14 protein-coding genes and 1 riboswitch are annotated in these 19,447 nt (G+C 62.4%); of the genes, 4 read left to right on the top strand and 10 right to left on the bottom strand.

Annotated elements, in window-relative coordinates; translation table 11 throughout:
- Positions 1 to 180 precede the first annotated feature (180 nt).
- Entirely contained in the window at positions 181 to 2,274 is a 2,094-nt protein-coding gene (locus E8L03_RS19425; RefSeq protein ID WP_171268253.1) for a mechanosensitive ion channel family protein, read from the bottom strand.
- 750 nt (positions 2,275 to 3,024) lie between these two features.
- Here E8L03_RS19425 and E8L03_RS19420 point away from each other — a divergent pair.
- A complete protein-coding gene (locus E8L03_RS19420; RefSeq protein ID WP_144307165.1) occupies positions 3,025 to 4,215 on the top strand; it encodes a PhoH family protein in 1,191 nt (396 codons plus the stop codon).
- Positions 4,216 to 4,464: 249 nt separating this feature from the next.
- Here the strand turns inward: E8L03_RS19420 and E8L03_RS19415 are convergent, their stop codons facing one another.
- Positions 4,465 to 4,836 (bottom strand): SpoIIAA family protein, encoded by a 372-nt coding sequence (locus E8L03_RS19415; protein WP_167512643.1) that lies wholly within the window; start codon positions 4,834 to 4,836, stop codon positions 4,465 to 4,467.
- Positions 4,837 to 5,333: 497 nt separating this feature from the next.
- Between E8L03_RS19415 and E8L03_RS19410 the strand changes: the two genes are divergently transcribed.
- Positions 5,334 to 5,849, top strand: coding sequence for an IS1595 family transposase (locus tag E8L03_RS19410; RefSeq protein WP_208738285.1), 516 nt, complete (start codon positions 5,334 to 5,336; stop codon positions 5,847 to 5,849).
- Positions 5,850 to 6,073: 224 nt separating this feature from the next.
- Here E8L03_RS19410 and E8L03_RS19405 read toward each other — a convergent pair whose 3' ends face one another.
- The 5 genes from E8L03_RS19405 to E8L03_RS19385 all read right to left on the bottom strand — a co-directional run bounded on the left by E8L03_RS19405 (position 6,074) and on the right by E8L03_RS19385 (position 11,523).
- Entirely contained in the window at positions 6,074 to 7,627 is a 1,554-nt protein-coding gene (locus tag E8L03_RS19405; protein ID WP_171268252.1) for a DUF4139 domain-containing protein, read from the bottom strand.
- A gap of 98 nt (positions 7,628 to 7,725) precedes the next feature.
- On the bottom strand, positions 7,726 to 8,073 hold the full coding sequence (locus tag E8L03_RS19400) for a phenylpyruvate tautomerase MIF-related protein (RefSeq protein ID WP_144307162.1): 348 nt from the start codon (positions 8,071 to 8,073) through the stop codon (positions 7,726 to 7,728).
- 18 nt (positions 8,074 to 8,091) lie between these two features.
- Positions 8,092 to 8,478, bottom strand: coding sequence for a cupin domain-containing protein (locus E8L03_RS19395; protein WP_144307161.1), 387 nt, complete (start codon positions 8,476 to 8,478; stop codon positions 8,092 to 8,094).
- A complete protein-coding gene (locus E8L03_RS19390) occupies positions 8,478 to 10,907 on the bottom strand; it encodes a penicillin-binding protein 1A (protein ID WP_144307160.1) in 2,430 nt (809 codons plus the stop codon). Before E8L03_RS19390 ends, E8L03_RS19395 begins: the two co-directional genes overlap by 1 nt.
- Before the next feature lie 19 nt (positions 10,908 to 10,926).
- The gene (locus E8L03_RS19385; protein ID WP_144307159.1) at positions 10,927 to 11,523 is read right to left on the bottom strand and encodes a zinc/iron-chelating domain-containing protein; all 597 of its coding nucleotides are present in this window, start codon (positions 11,521 to 11,523) and stop codon (positions 10,927 to 10,929) included.
- Between the two features lie 212 nt (positions 11,524 to 11,735).
- Here E8L03_RS19385 and hypF point away from each other — a divergent pair, with 212 nt between their 5' ends.
- Positions 11,736 to 14,141, top strand: a complete 2,406-nt coding sequence (gene hypF / locus E8L03_RS19380) for a carbamoyltransferase HypF (protein ID WP_171268251.1) — start codon at positions 11,736 to 11,738, stop codon at positions 14,139 to 14,141.
- Positions 14,142 to 14,258: 117 nt separating this feature from the next.
- Here hypF and E8L03_RS19375 read toward each other — a convergent pair whose 3' ends face one another.
- The 3 genes from E8L03_RS19375 to E8L03_RS19365 all read right to left on the bottom strand — a co-directional run bounded on the left by E8L03_RS19375 (position 14,259) and on the right by E8L03_RS19365 (position 18,753).
- On the bottom strand, positions 14,259 to 14,609 hold the full coding sequence (locus E8L03_RS19375; protein ID WP_171268250.1) for a hypothetical protein: 351 nt from the start codon (positions 14,607 to 14,609) through the stop codon (positions 14,259 to 14,261).
- A 22-nt stretch (positions 14,610 to 14,631) separates the two neighbouring features.
- Positions 14,632 to 16,920, bottom strand: a complete 2,289-nt coding sequence (gene metE, locus E8L03_RS19370; protein ID WP_171268249.1) for a 5-methyltetrahydropteroyltriglutamate--homocysteine S-methyltransferase — start codon at positions 16,918 to 16,920, stop codon at positions 14,632 to 14,634.
- Between the two features lie 203 nt (positions 16,921 to 17,123).
- A riboswitch (cobalamin riboswitch) is annotated at positions 17,124 to 17,314 on the bottom strand.
- Positions 17,315 to 17,586: 272 nt separating this feature from the next.
- Positions 17,587 to 18,753 (bottom strand): aminotransferase class I/II-fold pyridoxal phosphate-dependent enzyme, encoded by a 1,167-nt coding sequence (locus E8L03_RS19365; RefSeq protein ID WP_171268248.1) that lies wholly within the window; start codon positions 18,751 to 18,753, stop codon positions 17,587 to 17,589.
- A gap of 86 nt (positions 18,754 to 18,839) precedes the next feature.
- Here E8L03_RS19365 and E8L03_RS19360 point away from each other — a divergent pair, with 86 nt between their 5' ends.
- Positions 18,840 to 19,406 (top strand): MlaD family protein, encoded by a 567-nt coding sequence (locus tag E8L03_RS19360; RefSeq protein WP_171268247.1) that lies wholly within the window; start codon positions 18,840 to 18,842, stop codon positions 19,404 to 19,406.
- Positions 19,407 to 19,447 lie beyond the last annotated feature (41 nt).

Genomic DNA, 19,447 nt, shown 5'->3' with positions numbered 1-19,447 from the left:
GCAGAAAAATATCTGGGGGACGCTGTCTTTGAGGGACTCTGTCCCTCAAAACTCCCTGCAAGGGGCCATTGGCCCCTTGACCCCGTTCTGGGGTCTTTTATGGCCTAATACAGGGTCCAGGGAGCAGTGCTCCCTGGCGGGGAGCCGAGGGGCAGCGCCCCTCGGTACGCAAGGTGCTCTTTAATCCGAGGATATTTTGGCAGTGCCCATGCTCGGACCTGTGCGCTCTGCCTGGGCGCTGGCCTCGTCCTGCCTGAGGTGCACGATACTTTCGGGCACGGTTATGGATATGCCCATTGTTTCTGCCAGAGCGAGGGTGTCCATAATGAAGCGATGGCGCTCTTTAAGTTCCTCAGCCCAATCCGCTGTCTTGAAAAAGACGTAGACCATGATGTTGAGGGACCAGGGGCCGAAGTCGTTGACCACGATGTGAAAATTCTCTTTGTTCATGGTCGGCCGATCGAGCACAATCTGCCTGAGTCCCTGCACGAATTCGTTCACATTTTCGATGGGTGTGTCGTAGGCAACGCCGATGAACGTTTTGTAGCGCCGCCAGGTGCGCCGCCCCATGTTGTCCACCGGCGAAGTGATGAACTTGGCGTTGGGTACGGTGACCTCGGAGTTGTAGAAGGTGCGGATGGAGGTTGAGCGGACCCCCACCTTTTCCACAGTGCCCTCCACCTGATCCACCAAGATCCAATCGCCCACGGCAAAAGGTCTCGTGGTCATGATCACCAGGGTGCCGAAGATGTTTTCCAGGGTGTCTTTACCGGCCAGCGCCAAGGCGATGCCGCCGATCCCCAAAGCGGCCACGATGCGCGTAGAGTTCTGATTGAAAAGATTGGCAATGGCCACCAATCCCGCGAGGATGGCCAGAATCTTCACGATCTGGCCGATGATGAGCAGCATGGTGCCGCGTATGCTGGCGCTCCGGCCTGCCGTCAGGATTTCTGTCAGCACCCCTACGCCCAGCAGGACGACCCAGACCATCGTGCCGATCATCATAATTTCCAGGCTGTACAGAGTCGCCACCATGAGCCCTCGATACGGGAAAAGTATGAGGATGGTTTTCAGCCAGACAAAAGCCACCAACAAAATTTGGGCGGGCAGCACAAAGTGTTTGTAGCCTGAAACGCCACTGGGCAGACGGCTCTCCACGGTCGTGAGGATGCGATTTGCGAGCCAGGAGGACACGCGGCACAGAAGCGGCGTCGCCACTAGCAACACAAATATAATGATCCATTTATAGAGATTGCTTTTGAGAAAATAGACCAAAAGCCCACGGGCATGTTTCTGGACCAGGTCGTCGAGGCGGGTATGCAGGGAGAGCCGCACACCGATGAAGGGATCGACGCCTTGGACCATGAGATTGCGCATGATGTCATCATAGCTCTTCCAGGCCACCTCCAGGCTTTTGGGGGTGAACTTCCAGGCTTTGACCCCGTTCTCCTGGGTGACCACGTGCATGGTCACTGTTCCCAGGCCTGGCACCACCAGAAAGATGGGCTGTCGCGTGGTCGTGGGGTCGGCGGAGAGCTCTTCCAGCTGCAGCGTGGAATGCAACGTGATGATCCGGTACAGCATGACAGCCAGGACCGGGCCGTATACCGAACGTTCCGGGGGCAAGAACTCACTCATGTCCATGGTCTTTAATGCATCGGTCATACCCTCGGCATCCAGTCCCTCCACGCCGGCCCTCAACGTATACAACGTGCGATAGGGGCTCATGAGATCCGGAACAAAGGTGTCGCCTTGCATGTCTGACCGGGTGAACCGTTCGAACGTATCCTGCAAGGTCTGGTATGTGGACCGAAACTCCGCACTCTTAAACATCGAAGGATCAAAAAACCAGCCCGTGTCCGCTCGCAACATGGTGATGTCTACGGACTTGTTCTGATAGGTGAAAGGCAGCGTCACCTTATCCACATCTATACGGTCGGAGACGATGTCCTCCATTTGGAAGTCGAGATTCTCCAGGAGGAGCAACAGCTGTCTCGCCCGAAGCAGAATGACGGACTTGTCTATCTCCTCCTTGATTTCCTCCGGGGAGGCCACGAGTGGGACCAGGCAGGAAAAACCGAACTGGTTGTCCTCCTCATAGCGATGCATGCTGCGCAAAAACGAGGCAATGGCTTCACGCGGCGTGCCACGCTCGCATTGCTGGATATCGACTTGCGAAAGGTCTGGGCTCAATCGTGTTTCGCGTTCCGCCAGGTACCCCCCCACCGCCAGGATAATGCCCAGGATAAGTATCAATCGCCAAAAGAGTTTCATATTGTACCGTATGTATGTTCAGGTTTGCCGGGTCTCCATGGACCCGGGCGCATAGTTTGAAACAGGACGCGATATTTTACAACCTTGGTGCGCGTCTCACGCCAGTTGTCCGGGGACGCTGTCCTGTGCAATCGATGACATGGGTCCAGGGAACTTAGTTCCCTGGTGGGAGCCCAAGGGCAAAGCCCTCGGACAGGACGAGTCCGGGTCGCGCCCGTGGCGCCTTGAACCCCGCGTCACGTAACGTCCCTGCCCGCGTCATTGATTTGTAACCGCGCGCGGGGTAATGTGCAGATAATTGAAATGGACAGGCTGATGCGTATCGGTTCCCAGCCTGTGTCACGCCACGCGTGCATTGAGAGTGTGACAGCTACATGACGCTGCATACCGAACGCCACATACCCCCGGCGCAAGCCACCCTCTCCTGGGACACCATCCCTATCGCCATCTGCGCGTCTGGACCAGCTGTCCGGCCGTCAGCATCTCCCTCCCGATGTATGCGAGGTGACACTGCGTGCTGACTGAACGGAGTACCCCTTTCCGCTCTTCAGCCGCACAACGGCTTCTCGGGCGCTCCTGCCGCCCCGGCGCACGCGCCTCCTCTTCCTTCCCAAGTCACTTTTCCGGTTCCACACAGCCTGTACGCTGCGTTGGTTCCGGTTCGGCTGCGGTCCCGGCGCCGTCTGCTCTCCATGCGGACGCGGCGTCGACTTGTCCATCCATGGCCTTTAGCCCCTGGGCGAACACGCTATGACCAAAAAGAATTACGTCCTCGACACCAACGTCCTCATTGAAAACCCTCAAGCCATCGTCAACCTGAAGAACGGCCAAGAAAACAACATCTTCATCCCCTACCACGTGCTCATCGAGCTCAACCAGCTCAAGACCAACCAGCGCATCCGCCACATCGTGGCCAAAGTGGTCGACGTTCTGCTGGAGCACCGCGACTCCATCCAGTTCATCCAGAACGACGCCTCCATCTCCCGGTTCACCGAGGAGATCGTGGACAACTACATCCTCAAGGAGATCAAGAGCACGTCCATCGAGGACCCCATCCTGGTCACCAATGACCGCATCCTCCAGCTCCAGGCCGGACTGGCCAAGATCAAGAGCGAGGAGTTCCGCGACTCCAAACCTTTCGAGTCCGAGTCGCAGCTGTACACAGGGTTCGTGCCCGATGGCGAAGAAACCGTGACCAACTGCTTTACCTGGCAGGACGGCAAGCCCATATTCCACGGCGCCGCCGGTGACGAGTGCATCAACTACACGACCTCCATGTGGAACGTGAAACCGCGCAGCGTGTACCAGAACCTGGCGCTGATGCTGATGCAGAATCCCACCATCGACCTCGTCTCCATGCAGAGCGAGGCCGGCTTCGGCAAGACCTTCCTGGCCCTGGCCACCAGCCTCTACCTCGTGCTGGAAAAACGGCTCTACGAGAAGATATTCATCGTCAAACCCACCATCGAGCTGGGCTCCAAGCTGGGCTACCTGCCCGGCGACGTGAAGGAAAAGATGGAGCCGTACGTCAAGTATATCCACGACCTGCTGCTCAAGCTCCACGAGTCGCGGCCGGCCAACAAGATATTCCTCAACCCCAACGACGACCTCTTGCGCTACAACACCAAGAAGTTCGAAATCCTGCCGCTCAACTACATCCGCGGTATGAATATCGAGAACGCCGTGGTCATCGTAGATGAAACCCAGAACCTCTCGCGCAACGAGGTCCGCGCCCTGCTCACCCGCATGGGCGAAGGCGTCAAATGCTTCTGCCTGGGCGATACCAGCCAGGTGGACAACCCCTATCTCTCGGCCTCCAACAACGGCCTCAACTGGATCGTGCGCAAGTTCAAAGGGTTCTCCAACTACGCGCACATCGTGCTCAAAGGCGACCGCTCCCGCGGCCCCATCACCGACCTCGTCCTCAAATCCAAGCTGTAGAAAGATTTCTGGCTAATCCTGGTGACCCGAGGGGCGCTGCCCCTCGGGTCACCCCGCAAGGGGCCACCGTTCTGGGTTCACAATTCTCCAGGAAAAGAGAATTGGGCCGGTGAGTACGGCGAACCGATCGCGAAGCGGCGAGCCAGGGGTCTTGAGGGCTTTGCCCTCAAACTCCCACCAGGGAGCTTAGCTCCCTGGACCCATATCTAGGGTCCAGGGGAATTGAACTCCCCTGGCAGAGGGTGCGGGCTACTCCTGTTCGGGTGGCTCAGCCAGCCAGCGCCGGGCGTCGTCGATCTCGCTGGAGTCGAAGTAACGGACTTCCATCTTCACGAACGGCTTGAAGATATTCGTGTACCATTCCAGCCACTTCCGATCGGCGACAATGGCAGTTTTGGAGATGTCCTTGAAGTGGGCAAAGGCCCATTTGAGGTCTTCCCAGATCAGCGAGGGGTCCACCGCGCCGAACGCCCGGATATCTTCGAGCAGCTTGACGCTGCCGTGCTCCTCGATGACCCGGTTGATAATCTCGATGGCCCGGTCGAAGTCGTCACGGCTGATACGGCCGTCGATGACGAGTTCAACGATGTTGCTGCCCGGCGTTTCTCGTAGCTCCAGCATGGTCGCTCCTCGCGCTGCAGGTGGGGATACACCTCCCAGCATACAACGACGCCGGCCGTAATGCACCAGCCCGGCGCACCGAAACCGATACCTCACCTATACGCCCAGAGGTTGATACGTAACATACGTGTCCGGCGACTCTAAGCGCATGTTGGCTCCCTGGACCCCGGAGGGCATATTGTAAAAAGAAAGGTAATTCCTAAGCGAACCGGACCTGTGGTAGGCAGGTTCGACGATGAGAAAATGTCCTTCGTGCGCGTACACCTGGGCCTGGAAGCTGGGAGACGGCCGTTTCAAGTGTCGCCGGTGCGCCAAGCGCTACACGTGGAAGACTGTCTGGGAAGCCTGCCGGCTCCCCGAAGCGTCCAAGCGCCGCCTCCTCGAACTCTTTGTCTTCGGCGTTCCGGTCTACCGGCAGCGGTTTCGCGAAACGGCCAGCGCCCCGACCGTGGACCGGTTCTATCGTATGATCCGGGCTTGTTGCGCACGCCGAAGGCTTGCGTGCGCCTTTCGAGGGTGATGTCGAGTGCGACAAAAGCACTTTCGGCGGAGTCCGCAAGGGCAAACGTGGCTGGGGCGCCGCTGGTAAGGTCATCGTGTTGGGCATTGTCAAACGAAACGGCATGGTCCGCGCCTTTCCCCTCAAGGCCAGAAGCCAGGCCGAGGTGGTGCAGTTGGTGCGCGAGCACACGCTCCCCGGAAGCCTGTATTATACGGATCAATGGCAGGCGTACGCGAGCCTGCGTCTTCGAGGCGAGCATGTTGTTGTCCGAAAGGAGAAGGGCCGGCCCAAGGGACGTGACCACATCAAAGGGATCGAGGGCTTCTGGAGCTATGCGAAGAATTGGCAGTACCCTTTCCGCGGAGTTCCCAGAAAATTCTTTCACCTGTATTTGGGTGAAGTTTGCTTTCGTTTCAATCATCGGAATGAAGATCTTTTTCCTATTCTTCTCAATGCATTAAGAACTACTCCGATGGCTGAAATCAACCCTATTCTGGTCCGAGTTTCTTAGAAATTACCAAAAGAAAAGCGGGGAGCTTGGCAACCAGGCTCCCCGCTTTTAATGTCACATATACTAAGAAGCTGTTAAAAAAGTTCTCTCACGGCAGGCTGTTCAAAAATCCCGCTGGCAAGGCGCAAGAAAAGTTCAAGGCTGACGCGTATAAAAGATACGAAGGGTTTGAACTTTTTGCAGCAACGCAGCCAGCGGGAAATTTTCAACGGCCTGCGAAGTGGCTAGCGCCGGAAACCGAGATCCAAATCCATATTGCCGGGCGCGGTGAGCGACACGGAGTGGTCGATGGTCCAGGTGCCGCCTGCGGGCAGGGTTTTTTCCCATTCCAGCATTTGCTTGTCGGTCTTTTGGGCTTCAGGCTGGGATTTGACCTCCAGCTTGATGTTCTCGTTGCGCACCTGGGGAGCCGGTTCTTCCACGCGGATGGCGACCTCGTGCTTCTCGCCGTTGCGCACCTCGATGGTCCAGTCCCAAAGATAGGTCTGCTTGGTGGAGATGATACCCGCATCGCCGGCCTGCTTGGCCTCCAGGGTCATCTCGGCAGTGACCAGGGGATCGGCCCCGAAGAAGATATCGGTCTCTTTTTCGCCCAGGGAGAAGGGCCGCTTGCCGACCACGGCGCCGTCGGCCATGAACACGGCCGGTCCGGGCGGCAGGTCGCGCGCCTGAGGCAGGTCCACGGCTGCGGTGAGGAAGGCCATATCGTTGACCGAGGGCCGCACGGTGTAGAGGAATGTGGCCGGCCAGGACTCCTCCATGACGGAGAGGCGCGGTTGCTCGCCGGCAGGCAGGCTGCGCCGGCCGATCTCCCAGGAGGTATAGTTGGTCATGCGTTGCTGCACGGGCGCCATCATGGCGCTGGGAGCAACGGCCTCCTCGTTGAACATCACGGAGTCCTGTGCCGCGCCGAGGGCCTTCTGGCGCATGACGGGTTGGGGCTTGGGCCGTTCCTGAATCACCCAGTTCGGCAGGCGCGGGGGTTCCAGTCCCAACTCGGGCCGCACGGTGGCCAGCTCCAGGTCCACATCCGTCCAGTCCTGTCCGGAGCTCTGCCACATGCGCGCATCAAAGCCGAACTCCACGGCCGCCTTGGCCGGCCGGGCGTCCAGGCGATAGAGCGGCTCCCAGCCGCAACCGGAAAGGATGTAGGCCGCGGTGAGGTCCACGCTGGGGGAGAACAGCGCGCCGTCCAGCATGGCGGTCACGCGCCAGCTGTCGCGGGCCTTGCCGGTCAGGTCGTTCAGCTTGGCTTCGAGATCCTTGATGGTTTTTTCAAGGTCTTTCTTTTCCTCGCTCAAGGGGTAGCGGCCGGCAACGAGCTTTTGGATCTCGCGGCCCATGGCCGTGGCCGTCTGCTCCAGCTCCGTTGCGGCCTCGGGCTTGAACTCCGGCAGATTGTTCCAGAACGAAAGCTGTGTTGTGATGGCGTCCAGACCGCCCTGGACCTCGGCCAGACGCGTGCGGGTGGCGTTCAGCTGCGTGCGGATGCTGTCCACCTCCAGCGAGGGTTCGGCCGGGACCTGCTCCCAATGCACGTCCACCAGGGAGACGCCGTCGGTGATGGACTCCACGCGCAGGGTCTGCGGATCGGCGGACAGTGGGACGGTCCACTCCACGGTGCCGTTCACGGGTTGCAGGGTGAGGGACTCCACCACGCGGGCGGAGTTGGGATAGAGGGTGGCTTCCACGACCTCGGCGTCAGCCGTTGGTGCGTTCGCGAGCAGCAGCAGAGTGAGTATCGCAGCAGCAGAAAAGAGGTGGAGATGACGTCGCATTGTTTGCTCCTTATTGGGTTCCCGGACACCATACCATGATTCCGGGGCCGACCAGAACAACGGCGGCGTATTCTTTACGAATGGTTTACACGGCCGGATTAACCGAAGGTCTTGCCGTTCCAGCCAAACATTGACCGGGAAAGATTTGAAAACTCGATATAGATGCGGTCCTGGGGGATGCCGGTGCGGGTCTCCAGGAAGGTGCACAGCGACTCCGACAGGGAGGGGCAGAGCGATTCCTCCAGTCCGATGGAGCCGAGTGAGCAGTAGGCGGCCGGGTCCTGCGTGCCGTTGAAGGAGACCAGCACGCCGGGGTGGATGACCACCATGACGTATCGTTCGGACTTGCCCAGGGCGTCCGCCACCAGGCTCGTGGCCTTGGCCACCAGATCCTCGGCCTGTGCGTCATCCAGCTCGATGTTCGTTTCGATCTTCAGACACGGCATGGTCGTCTCCTTGGAAGTTCAGTTCCCGGCGCTTTCGGAAGGCTCACGCTCCACGAGCTCGGTGTCCTCGTGGCTGTACGCCGGCGCACAGCAGCAGAGCACCACCAGGGTTTCGTCGCCGTCGTTGATCAGGCCGTGGGTCGTACCGGGCGCAATGTGCACGGTATCGCCCGGCACGATGGGGAAGGTCTCGTCCCCCAGGACCATGAGGCCCCAACCGGCCGTCACGTGGTAAAGCTCCTCACTTGACCGGTGTTTGTGCAGAAGCGTCTCGGCTCCGGCAGGAACCCGCGCTTCGGCCAGGCTCTGGTTCGCGTTGCCGTGCTCGGCCGGGTGCATCAGCTCGCGTATCTTGGAGCCGTCCTTGGTCACGTACGGGGGAGCGCTTTCGTAGCTTGTTTTCATCAGAATTGCTTGAACAGGTCTTCCGGGCTGCTGGGGCCGGCGTCGCCTGCGGTCCCGTTGGCGCCGGGCGACATGTAACCCGCCACGGCCGCGCTCGGTTGCGAGCCGGCGATGAACGGCAGGAACTCGGTGTCGTTGGAGCTGCCGTCGGCCACCTTACCCGTTTTCAGATCGATGTTCACGTGCACAATGTCCGGAGGCACGGGAAACTCTTCCGGCTGGTACGTATCCTCCACAGCCTGCCTGTACTGCACCCAGATGGGCGAGGCGGCGCGGGAGCCGGTCTCGAAGCGGCCCATGGGGGTCAGCTGGTCGAACCCGACATAGACACCGGTGAGCAGGTACGGCGTGAAGCCCATGAACCATGCGTCATGTTCCTCGTTGGTCGTGCCGGTCTTGCCGGCCACCGGACGGTCCAGAACCTTGGCGCGCCAGCCGGTGCCGTGCTGCACCACGTCCTGCAGCAGGGTGTCCATGATGTAGGCGTTCTGCGGGCTGATGGCCTCGCGCACTTCCGGCGCGGATTGGTAGAGATCATCCCCCCAGGCGCCCTTGACGGCCAGGACCATGCGCGGCTTGATGACCGTGCCTTCACGGGCAAAGGCGGTGTACGCCTCGCAGAGGTTGTATGGCGTGACGGCTACGGAGCCCAACGAGATTGTCAGGTTGCGGGGAAACTCCTCCTCGATCCCCAGGGCGTGGGCGCGGTCGATGATCGCATCCACCCCCATGCGCTCGGCAATGCGCACGGTCACTGTGTTGCGCGACTTGACCAGCGCTGTGCGCAGCAAGGTGGGGCCGTAGTACTCGCCCTCGAAGTTCGATGGCCGCCAGACCCTGCCGCCGAAGCGGTACTCTGTGGGCGCGTCGATGATAATGGAGGCTGGCGTGAACCCGGCGTCTATGGCCGCCGAGTAGACGATGGGCTTGAAGGCCGAGCCGGGCTGGCGGTGCGCCTGGGTGGCGCGGTTGAAGTTGCTCTTCTGGAAGTCGTATCCGCCCACTAGCGCGCGGACCTCGCCCGTGGGAGGCTCCAGGGAGACGAGCGCGCCCTGCACTTCGGGCTCCTGCTCCAGCTCCAGGGGAATCTGCCCTTCTTCCGGCGTCGCCTTGCTCTTCTTGCCCTTGTCGTCCCCGGAAGCGCGCGAGACCCAGACCACGTCGCCGATGGACAGGACTTTCCGCGCGTCCGAGACGGACGGCACCTGCTCCGTCGCCTTCTTGGGATCGGGCTTGCGGCACCAGTGCATGCTCTTGACCGGTATCCAGCCCTCGAAGTTGCCGAGCTCCACAGTGGCCCCGGTCGCGGAAACCTCCTTGACCACGGCCTCCACCCACTCGCCGGAAGCCAGCCGCTGCACCACGTCCTTTTGCCGGGCCAGGAAGTCCTCCATCGCCGAGGGGGCAAGGGTCTTGATGGGCCCGCGCCAGCCGCGTCGCTTGGTGGAGGCGATGAGCCCGTCATGCAGGGCCTTCTCGGCTGCGCGCTGATGGTCCAGGTCTATGGCCGTGTAGACATGCAGGCCCGACTCGTACACGGCGTCCTCGCCGTAGCGGTCCAGGGTGGCGCCCATGGCATTCATGTTCTCGCGGCTCATGTAATCGATGAGCCAGCGCCGGACCTCTTCCAGATAGTACGCGCCCACCTGCCACGACGGGTCGGGCATGGCGGAGTACTCCAGCGGCGCGTTGACGGCTTCGTCGAACTGATCCTGGGTTATCCAGCCCGCGTCGAGCATCTGCTCCAGCACGTAGCGCTGCCGCTGCTTGGCTCTCTCCGGATGTCGGTAGGGATCGTAACGCGACGGGGCCTGGGGCAGACCGGCGAGCACAGCGGCCTCGGCCAGGCTCAGCTCGCCCACGTGCTTGCCGAAATAACTGCGCGCCGCGGCCTCCACGCCGTAGGAGCGGGCACCAAGGTATATCTGGTTCAGATATATGGTGATGATGTCGTCCTTGGAGAGGTAGCTCTCCAGGCGGTAGGCCAGAATCGCTTCCTTGAGCTTGCGCTCGTAGCTCTTTTCCGGCGTGAGCAGCAGCCGCTTGATGATCTGCTGGGTGATGGTCGAACCGCCCTGGCGGATGTCGCCGGCCAGGAAGTTTTTGACCATGGCGCGGAAGATGGCCGAGGGGTCGATGCCCGGATGCTCGTAGAAGCCGCGGTCCTCGGCTGCGAGGAACGCCTTGACCAGATAGTCGGGCATCTCCTCCAGCCGCACCAGGAAGCGGCGCTCGCGGTAGAAGTGGCCCAGCACGTCGCCGTTGCGGGCGTACACAGTGGTCACCAGCGGCGGATTGTAATCCGTGATCTTCTTGAAGCTGGGCAGATCGCGCGCCGCCCACAGATAGAGCCCCAGGCCGCCGGCGGCCGCGATGGTTATCAGCCCGAGGAGCCCGATGGCGATTCCGATGAGGATTTTCTTTTTCATAGGGATTGTGGCGTCTTACCTAGCGACCGGCTGCGGCCTGCGGCGCAGCGGTCGCAAAGCCGGGACCGGGGTCCAGCCCCCAGGCCAGTCGGAGCCGACCAAAGAGGCTGCGCACCTCGTTCTCCGTGGTGCCGAGCATCGCCATGACGCCGCGATGGCCGCGGCCTTCGCGGACCGCGGAGCACCCGTCGGCATTGAACACGGTGAGGCGCTCGCCGTATACCCACAGAGGAAAGATACGGCAGTAGTACGGCCGCGCCTCCCTGGGGAGCTCGCAGCCCTCGGCCGAGGCGAATATGCACTGCCCGGCCGGAGTGGTGGCAAGACGCAGGTGGACCTTGTGATGGGGAAAAAGCTCTTCCACAGCCCGGTGTTCGCCGGGAAAGAGCCGTGCGACCATGTGTCGGAACGGCTGGGTGTTGGTCTCCCGGACAAAGGCCCCGCGCTCGCCGGCGTGTTCAAGCACGCGTTCCCACTCCATTTCGGACACGGGAAAGCAGTTCGCCTCGCTGCCGGGCGTCACGGTGCAGCACGTGGGTCCGGTCAGGGCGCACCGCGCGCAAATAGCGGGGTCCTCCTTGGCGCACTGTGCGGCCACGGATTCATCCGGAAGCATATCAATCCAACACGTCATAACAACGTCCCAATTTCCTTTCACAAATTGTATGATTGATAAAACAGGAGCATGCACGGCGCCTGCCGCCGCGCACCGCTTTTAACTAAATCCCGGCGCGCCGCATGTCTACCCGATCCCCATTTTCTCACATGTTGTTTACGAACCTTTCACAATTACTTCCAATTTGACGTTTGAATAGGTACATCCGCCCCATGCCCAACGGATTCCTGCCATACGAAAAACGCCGTTTCGTGGTCACTGGCCAAGTCCAGGGCGTGGGCTTCCGGCCTTTTGTCTATCGCATCGCCGTGGAGCGCGGTCTTGCCGGTTTCGTCAAGAACACGCCCGAGGGCGTAGTCATCGAGATCACCGGCCCGGCGGTCGACGCCGCATCCTTCGGTCATGCTCTGCGCACCGAGATTCCGCCGCTGGCGCGCATTGTCTCCCTCGATGAAGAAGCCCAAGAAGTCAAGCCACCCGACGCGCCGACCGAGGGCGGATTCCAGATCCTCAAGAGCGACCAGGGCGAGGGCCACGCCGTGCTCATCAGCCCGGACACCGCCACCTGCGCCGACTGCCTGGCCGAGATGGCCGATCCAAACGACCGCCGTTACCTCTACCCCTTCACCAACTGCACCAACTGCGGCCCGCGCTATACCATAACTCGTTCCATCCCGTACGACCGCGCCACCACCTCCATGGCCTGCTTCCCTCTGTGCGAGGAGTGCGCCGCGGAGTACGAAAATCCTCTGGACCGGCGCTTCCACGCCCAGCCCAACGCCTGCCCGGTGTGCGGTCCACGCGTCTGGCTGCAGGAGGCCGACGGCATGCCCGTGTGCCAGGGCCAGGACGCCCTGCGCGAGGTCGCCCGCCGTCTCGCGGCCGGGACCATCGCGGCGATCAAGGGCCTGGGCGGATTCCACCTGGCCTGCGACGCCACCAACGAATCTGCGGTCCAGCTCCTGCGCGAGCGCAAGCACCGCCCGCACAAGCCGCTCGCGGTCATGGTTCCGGACATCGAGGCCGCTGCCGCCTATGTCTTCATCGACGAGTCCGCCGCCCGGCTGCTCACCGGCCCGGTCCGGCCCATCGCCCTGCTGCCGCGCGCATCCGGTCCCGCTGGGGGCAAGGCTCTCGCCGCCTCCATCGCCACGGACACCGATCTGGTGGGCGTCATGCTGCCGTACACGCCGCTGCACCATGTGCTCTTCCGCTACCTGCGCGAGGCCGGCGGCGGCTCCCATCCGGCCCTGGTCATGACCTCGGGCAACCTCTCGGACGAGCCCATCGCCCTGGGCAACCGCGAGGCCCTGTCCCGGCTGGCGGACATTGCGGACTGCTTCCTGCTGCACGACCGCGACATCCTCATCCGCACCGACGATTCGGTGGTCATGCCGCTCACGCCTGACGACGCCCTCGGCATGCCCAAAGACGCGGCCGAGCCTGGCCCGCCGCTCATCTACTTCCGCCGGGCGCGCGGCTACACACCCTCGCCCGTGGACATCCAGAATCTTGATGACCGCACGGACGGCGTGCCCACGGTGCTCGGCGTGGGTCCGGAACTCAAGAACACGATTTGCCTCACCAAAGGCTCGCAGGCATTTCTCAGCCAGCACATCGGCGATTTGGAGAACCTTGAGACCATGGGTTTCTTTCGCGAGATTATAACCCATCTCGCCGCCATCCTCCAGGTCTCTCCAGCCATCGTGGTGCACGATCTGCACCCCAACTTCCTGGCCACGCGCTGGGCCGTGGAGGAGTCCGGCCTGCCCGCGCACGGCCTGCAACACCACGTGGCACACATCCACGCTGTGCTGGCCGAGCACCGTTTCCGCGGCGCGGCCCTGGGCCTGGCTCTGGACGGCACCGGCCTTGGAGAGGACGGGACCCTTTGGGGCGGGGAAGCCCTGTTCGTCGATACCGAGGCCCTGACCCACGAACGCGTCGCGCACTTCTCGCCCATCCTGCTCCCTGGCGGCGACGCCGCCGTGAAGGAGCCCTGGCGCATCGCCCAGAGCATGCTCCACGCCCTGGGCATCACCGAGCCCGGCAACCGGCCGTGGCCGTGGCTCGATACGTTCGGCCCCATGAGCCGGATGCTGCCGCAGATGCTCGACAAGAAAATCAACGCGCCGATCACCACCAGCTGCGGCCGACTCTTTGACGGCGTGGCCGCCATGCTCGGCCTGGCTAACACCGCCAGCTACGAGGGGCAGGCCGCCATCCGCCTGGAAGGCGCGCAGGATATGGCCGAGACCGTCGCCTACCCCTGCGCCGTGTCCGGCGACGGCAACCTCGACACCCTCGCCCTCTTTGCCGAGGCGCATCAAGATTGGGAGGCCGGCGTCTCCGCCGGCGTGATCAGCCGCCGCTTCCACCTCGGGCTTATCCGGGGTCTGGCCGACTGGGCCGCCCACCATACGGGCCGCCTCGGCCTGGAGCACGTGGCGCTATCCGGCGGCGTGTTCCAGAACCGCACCCTTGCCCTGGCCCTGCCCAAAGCTCTGGCCGACCGCGGCCTCATCCCCCTGGTCCATGGCTTTGTCCCGCCCAACGACGGTTGCATTGCCCTGGGCCAGGCCGCCTGGGGCCGGCTCCTGCTGGTGAAGAACGGATAAGAAAAGCAATGCGAGGGGGATGCCTTTTGAAAAAGGCATCCCCCTCGCGCTCCCCCTTTCAAAACTTTTTCATTGAAAAAAAGTTTCAGGGGTGTGCGGTGTATATAGCGGCTGCGCTTACGAATGCCCGCCCGAAAGCCCCAACGTATGTACCGGAGAAAACGACACGCCGAAGACCAGAGCCAGCGCCACGGCGGTGCAGATGGCATCCAGCGTGGCTGTCTCCTTCTCGGCGAACGACGTTGCCGCCCGCGCATTGGCCACTGTCGCGGAGCGCATCAGGACGCCTGTGCCCTGCCCGCACGGCAGCACGGACAGGACAAAGGCTTCGCACAGCGAAAGCGTCAGCTCGAAGCGCTCGTGCGCATACACTTCCTTGACGACCTGGAAGTACCGCCGCACCGGTGGCGGCGGGTTCATCTCCAGGAGCAGCGCCTCAACCTGCGCTTTCTTTTGGTAGTAAGCCATTATTAAACCACATCTTTCTGGTTTACGTCTGGAGCTCGGCGCGCACGATCCGCGCCGCCTCCACCATGTTGCGCAAAGAGGCCGTGGTCTCTTCCCAACCGCGCGTCTTGAGGCCGCAATCCGGGTTCGCCCAGAGCCGTTCCACAGGCAACACCCTGGCCGCGCGGCGCAGCAGGTCGGCCATCTCGTCCACGCTGGGCACGCGCGGGCTGTGGATGTCGTAGATGCCCGGACCGACCTCGTTGGGATAGTTGAACAGCCGGAACGCTTCGAGCAGCTCCATGCGGCTGCGGCTGGCCTCCAGGCTGATGACGTCGGCGTCCATGGCTGCGATGTGCTCGATGATGTCGTTGAAGTCGCAGTAGCACATGTGGGTGTGGACCTGCGTTTCCGGGGCCGCGCCGTTGGCTGCCAGGCGGAAGCAGTCCACGGCCCAGCGGAAGTACTCGTCCCAGGCGGATTCACGCAGGGGCGCGCCCTCTCGCAGGGCCGGCTCGTCCACCTGGATGATGGGCAGGCCCGCCTGCTCCAGATCGGCGACCTCGTCGCGGATGGCCAAGGCGATCTGCCGGCACGTCTCGCTCCGGGGCTGGTCGTCGCGCACAAAGCTCCAGCACAGGATGGTCACCGGCCCGGTCAGCATTCCTTTCATGGGCTTGTCCGTAAGCGACTGGGCGAACTTGCTCCAGGCCACGGTCATGGGCTTGGCACGGGCAACGTCGCCGTAGATGACGGGCGGTTTGACGCAGCGGGAGCCGTAGCTCTGCACCCAGCCGTTCTGGGTGAAGCAGAAACCATCGAGCTGCTCGCCGAAGTACTCCACCATGTCGTTGCGCTCCGGTTCGCCGTGCACGAGCACATCCAGACCGAGCTCTTCCTGGCGGCTCACCACATCTCGGATACAGTCGCGCATACGCTCCGTGTACTTTTCCATATCCAGGTCGCCGCGCTTGTAGTCCCGCCGCGTTGCGCGGATCTCCGCCGTCTGGGGGAAGGAGCCGATGGTCGTGGTGGGCAGCAGGGGCAACCCGAGCCGTTCCCGCTGCTCCAGGCTGCGCTCGGCATACGGCACCGGCCGTGCGTACATCGTGGGGGTGAGCGCATCGATGCGCGAACGCACATCCTTGCGGTGCAATGTCTCGTCGGACCGGCGGGAGGTCCAGGCCGCACGGTTTTCTTCGAGCCAATCGGCCACATCCACTCCTTGCGCCCCCTGTGTCCCCTGTACAGTGGCCGCGAGCATGGCGACTTCGCGGCACTTCTGCACCCCAAAGGCCATCCAGCGCTTGATCGTTTCGGACAGCGCGATCTCGTCCTCCAGGTCCACGGGCACATGGAGCAGCGAGCACGACGGCGCGAGCATCAGCCGGTCCATGCCCACGGCGTTCCGGGCGTGTTGGATCAGATCCAGCGCCTTGCCGGCGTCCACCCGCCAGATGTTCCGGCCGTCCACCACGCCCAGGGACAAGCGCGCTTGTTCCGGCAGCGCCTTCAGCACGGCGTCGAGCTGCTCGGGTGCGCGCACCAGATCGACATGCAAGGCGTCGAAAGAGAGCCCATTGAGCTCGCCCAGGTTGTGCGCAATGGAGCCGAAGTATGTGGCAAGCATCACCTTGGCCGGGCTCGCGGCCTTCAGAAGCGAGGCATAGGCCGTCTTGAACGCGCCTTTGACCTCCGCTGGCAGATCCTGCGCCAGGACTGGCTCGTCCAGCTGAATCAACTCGCAGCGTTCGCCGAGCTGGGCCAGGAGCTCTTCATACGCCTGTAGGATGACAGGAAGCAGCTCGAAACGGTTGAAGTCCGGCGTGGTGGACTTGGCCAGCACGCAGTAGGTGACGGGACCGGGAAGCACGGCTTTGAGCGGAGCCCCGAGCTCGCCGGCCTCCTCGATCTGGGCGAGCAGCCTGTCTGCATCGACATGGAAACGCTGATCCGGCGCGAGCTCCGGCACGATGTAATGATAGTTGGTGTCGAACCACTTGGACATCTCCATGGCCGGAACGCCCTGCCCGCCGCGGGCCATGTGGAAGTAGGCGTCCAGATCGACGGCCTCGCCCGCCGTGCCGTACCGTTCCGGCACGGCGCCCAGGGCGGCGGTCATGTCCAGAATATGATCGTAGAAGGAAAAATCGCCCACCGGCAGCAGCTCGATGCCGGCGTCGCGTTGCAGTGTCCAATGTCTGATCCGCAGCTCCCGGGCCGTGGCGAGGAGGGCGTCGCCCTCGATGTCGCCTTTCCAGTACTGCTCCAGAGCCCGTTTCAACTCCCGCTGTTTTCCCATGCGGGAAAATCCCAACAAATGCGTCTGCATGCTTTCTCCTTGCCCATGGGGGCATGCGCGGTTTCGCGCGCGCAGTAGAAGTGTTGGCAGGCAATCGCACCCGGCGACACGGGCTTTCTCATGAAAAAGCCCATTCCCGAGTTCGAGAATGGGCTGTGTATGTCGTGCAACGCCGTCCCGGAGGATCACGATATCGTGTCGGATTCGGCGTCAGCAGCCCATGGCGCGAGGCGTGCCTGCGAAAATCTCCGAGACGTCTTCTGGCTTACGGGGTGGGCTCTGTATGGCCCGGCCGATTCGGGGCTCCTTCCCGGATGCGTGTACGCATCCAGTGGAGTCTCCCTCAGGCGCTGATCCCGAACACAGCAGCGCGTCTGCGACGGACTCTCACCGTCTTCCGTTTCCCGGAGTTCCAATATGTGGCGGAGTATGGGAGATGGCTCCGCCCTTGTCAAACACTTCACCCGGCGCGTGCAGGGCATAGAAGAAAAGCAATGCGAGGGGGATGCCTTTTGCGCATTTTCGTCTTGAGGCAAGACTCTCATCAGAAACAATTACTAATTGTTCCTGATAAATGCATAAGAGCATCTAAGCCTGCTTAAGGCTAAGATGCTCTAAAAAAGGGTTCTCCCTCCCGCGCTCTCCCTTCCTAAACTTTTCAACTAAAGAAACTTTCAGTGCGGGCATTGGCAGGACCTACACGAGGGATCGCGACACCTCGCCTAGCGCTGCAATCAACCTCGTGTTGTCCTCCGCCGTGCGCACCTGAATGCGCAGAAAGCCCGGCGCCATGCCTGTAATGTCATCGCAGTCGCGCACGAGGACGAGCCTGTCCTCCAGTGCGTGGGCCACGTCGCCAGGTCGCAGCCCCTCGCGCAGGCGCACGCACAGGAAGTTGGTCATGGAGGGCAGCACCCGCGCCACGCCGGGAAGTGCGCTGATTGCCGCAGCAAGCTCCCGCCGCAGTCCGGGCAGCGGCGCACGGGTCGCGTTGTACTCGGCCTTGTGCTCCAGAAAGAACGTCCCGGCCTCCTGCGCCAGTGCCGTGACCGACCACGGCGGCTTGATCCCGGTCGCGCAATCCACCAGCGCCGCATCTCCCACCACGTAGCCCAGCCGCAGGCCCGGACAGGCAAAGGTCTTGGTCAGAGAGCCGATGCAGGCCACGCCCACGCCATCGCCGGCCGCCGCGGCCAGATCGGTATAGCGCGCCACAGTCGCGGACCGGCCATCGTCGTCCATGGCTATGTCGCGATAGGCCTGGTCCAGCAGCAGAGTCGTGTTGGTCAGGCCGGCCGCCAGCTCAGGCAGGCGCTCGTACACTTGGCCGGTGGGGTTGTTGGGCGAACAGAGGATCACGGCGTCCGCATTGGTCTGGGCAATGCGCTCCAGAATGGAGGTCACGGCCCTTTCGGTGAGACCGAAGTCCTCGTCCGGGTCCAGAGGTTCGATCTCTACGGAGATGCCCAGAGCGTTGGCCGTGCGCGCGTACTCCGAAAAGATGGGCCCCACCAGGAGCAGCCGGCGCGGCCGCAGTCCGGCCAGCAGCACAAGAATGGCCTCGGCCGCGCCGTGGGTGGGCAGGATCTGCGAGGGGTCCACGCCCTCATGTGCGGCCAGCGCCGCCGTGAGCGCGGGCGCTTCTGTTTCAGGATAGTGACGGAGCTCGGGGGCGATGGTTTTGATGAGCCGGTCTGTCAGCGACTCGGCCAGCACATCCGTGTTGTTGGAAAAGTCAACGATTGCGTCGGGTGAGACGCCGCGGCGGCGCAAGACGGCGAGTAGCCTGCCGCCGTGGGGCGCGAGCGCCTGCTGTTTCCCGGCCTTGGCATCCGGCGGTAAATTGCTGTACAGAATAGTCATGGACGTTCCCTGTGCGGAACGAATCCGCTTCACTTCGATCTTTGTGCGGGGCTGAGGCTCCGCGACATGCATAAAGGAGATTCTTCATGGCCAACCGAATCTTCATCCGCCTCGCCGCCATTGTTGGAGCCGCGATCTTCGCGCTGGGCATTGCCGCGTGCGACGAGGTGGGCGTCGGGTCCATGTGCATGCCGCTTCTCTCGCGAGAGGTACAGGTGACCATGGACCAGGCCATGGACCTTCCTATACCGGCGCCGGTCATGCTCGGCGGAGTGAAAATCGGCGAGGTGCGTTCCAAAGACCTCTTGCCTGACAATCAGCCTGTGCTCAAGCTCTGCATAGAAAAGGGCCGACTGGACAACCTGCGCCGGATGACCATCTTCTATGTGGACCGCAACGGTGCGTCCCCCGTGCTGGTGGCCGAGCCAATTCCGGACTCCGGCCCGCTGGACACCAAAGCGGACACGCTGATGTTTCCGGGCTTCTCTTCGTACGACAAGTATGTGGCCTGGCGCGCCCAGAACCTTCTCAAACAGGGCGTGGACGAGATGCTCGACGCGTTCAGCAGGCTCCTTGGTCCGGACAGTGCGCCGCCGCCCTCCCAGGAGAACCCCACGCCTCCGTCGTCCGGCGACGGCGCCAAGACTTTGTAGCCTAACACGCTGCATATCCTTCGTTTTTCCACTGCGTGGCT

This window comes from Oceanidesulfovibrio marinus, assembly GCF_013085545.1.
Taxonomy (GTDB): domain Bacteria; phylum Desulfobacterota; class Desulfovibrionia; order Desulfovibrionales; family Desulfovibrionaceae; genus Oceanidesulfovibrio; species Oceanidesulfovibrio marinus.
This window is presented reverse-complemented; position numbering and strand designations above follow the sequence as displayed.